Source organism: Rhizobium sp. UBA1881 (assembly GCF_002338015.1).
GTDB lineage: Bacteria > Pseudomonadota > Alphaproteobacteria > Rhizobiales > Rhizobiaceae > Rhizobium.
In genome coordinates this window covers 2,951-5,048 of the sequence record NZ_DDHH01000135.1, presented here as the reverse complement: position 1 = coordinate 5,048, position 2,098 = coordinate 2,951, and the positions used below count along the sequence as shown (strand labels likewise).

Sequence of the window (2,098 nt, the reverse complement as noted above, 5' to 3'; positions counted from 1 at the left end):
GGAGACGTCACCACGGCGGCAGACGGTCAGCTTCTTGCGCAACCTCAAGTCATCCGCAACGTGATCGAAGAGGCCGTTCTAGCAGACCGGCATGGCATCGATTTTTTCGGCATCGGCGAACACCACCGAAAAGATTTTGCCGTGTCCGCTCCCGAAGTTGTTCTCTCGGCGATTGCGGCGCGCACAGAACGCATACGATTGGGATCAGCAGTCACCGTGTTGAGCTCAGACGACCCCATACGCGTCTTCCAGCGGTTCTCCACGCTCGACGCAATCTCCAACGGACGCGCCGAGGTTATTCTGGGCCGTGGCTCCTTCATCGAATCCTTCCCGCTTTTCGGCTACGATCTGTCGAAATACGAAGAACTGTTCGAACAGAAGCTCGACCTCTTCTCTGAACTCGTCACCAAGGATGTCATCGATTACGAGGGAGACTGGCGACCGCCCTTGAAGGACCAGCGCATCTACCCTCCGATTGGCGACGGCCAGCTGAAGACGTGGATCGGCGTAGGCGGCAGTCCCGAATCGGTGATCCGCGCAGTAAGGCACGACATGCGGCTGATGCTGGCGATCATCGGCGGCAACCCGCAACGCTTTGTGCCCTATGTGGATCTCTACAAGAAAGCGTCCGAGCAGGCGGGCCGGCCCGCGCGTGAAGTTGGCGTCCACTCGCCTGGCTATATCGCCGAAAACGATGAAGAGGCTCGCCGCGATCTGTTTCCGCATTTCAAGAAGATCCGTGATCGCCTCGGCAGGGAGCGCGGCTGGCCGCCGGTAACAGAGCGTGATTTCGACAACGAGATCGAACACGGATCGCTTTACGCGGGATCGCCGGAAACGGTCGCGAAGAAGATCGTCAACCTCGTCAGAACACTTGGTATTTCGCGCTTCCAGATGAAGTATTCGGCTGGTCCGATGGAGCACGAAAAGCTCATGAACAGCATCGCCCTCTACGGCACCAAGGTTATCCCGCTGGTCCGCTCAATGCTGGCGCAGCCCTGAGCCTGACCCGATGCGGAGAACGATATCGCCCTGCGCCGCACCGGGAGGATCGAATAGTCTTCGGCCCTCCCGGTGCTTCGGTGTAATCCTTTCATTTAGGATCTTCATCCGACAGTGTCGGCACGACAGATCCTGGTTCGTCCTTGAAAGGTAAAAGCATCGGAGGAGATCCCCATGAAGCTCTATTTCAGCAGAAATCCAAATCCACGTCTGGCCGTTGCCGTTGCCAGGCACCTGGACGCAAACATCGAATTTGAATTCGCGTCTCCTCTGGAGCCTGGGCAATCGGAACGCTACCTGCCACTTAACCCCAATCTCCTGCTTCCAATCCTCGAGCGCCCGGGACGATCGCTATGGGAAACCGACGCGATTGCCTGTTACCTTTCCCGACATACCGGTTCGAATTTCTGGCGTACCGATGATGATGAACCGGAGATGATCCGCTGGATCAGTTGGGCGAAGGACAATTTTGTGAAGGCATGTGACGCGGTCCATTGGGAGCGCGGGACAAAACCGCGTTATGGCATTGGTAGCTGTGATGAAGCGCAGGTCGAAAGCGGACTGAAGCAGTTCCACAGGGCCGCAGCCCTGCTTGAGGCCGAACTTGCCGATCGCATGTGGCTCGTTGGCGACACGATCTCCTTCGCGGATTTTCGCATGGCAACCTTCCTGCCGTTCAATGATGCCGCAAAATTGCCGGTGTCGGACTATCCCTCCATTCAGCGCTGGTCGAACCGACTGACTGAGATTGACGCCTGGCGCGACCCTTTCCATGGGCTCGAAGCACCGCCGATGCCCCCACTGCCAGTTTGAAATCGGCGAAATGCGGAGGGCATTTCGCGAAGTTTGAGTTGACGTTTTCAACGGCGACGCCACACTTGTGAACTACAGCAATGTGGGAGGACGTTGATGGAAGACCCAAACCAGTGGCGCCACATGGCAAGCGCCCCGAAGGACGGCAGCCGGATTCTCGTGACGATCCATCCATCCGAACAGGGACCGGCGCAGGTCGATCTTGCCTACTGGTCTAACGGCGATCGGTTTGGTTCGGAAGGCTGGCGCTCATCCGATTCTGTCCCCGGCCGTATCATCGAAT

General features: G+C 57.7%; 2 protein-coding genes and 1 pseudogene. All 3 read left to right on the top strand.

Going from position 1 to position 2,098, the window contains the following annotated elements:
• A partial coding sequence (locus tag B3605_RS16510) for an LLM class flavin-dependent oxidoreductase (RefSeq protein ID WP_296435096.1) occupies positions 1 to 1,002 on the top strand: 1,002 nt, incomplete at its 5' end.
• Between the two features lie 174 nt (positions 1,003 to 1,176).
• Entirely contained in the window at positions 1,177 to 1,815 is a 639-nt protein-coding gene (locus B3605_RS16505) for a glutathione S-transferase family protein (protein WP_112819895.1), read from the top strand.
• 96 nt (positions 1,816 to 1,911) lie between these two features.
• Positions 1,912 to 2,098 (top strand): annotated as a pseudogene (locus B3605_RS16500) (hypothetical protein); the annotation flags it as partial.

Coding starts and splice junctions, on each gene's coding strand:
- B3605_RS16505 (WP_112819895.1), top strand. CDS start 1,177: ATGAAGCTCTATTTCAGCAGAAATCCAAATCCACGTCTGGCCGTTGCC.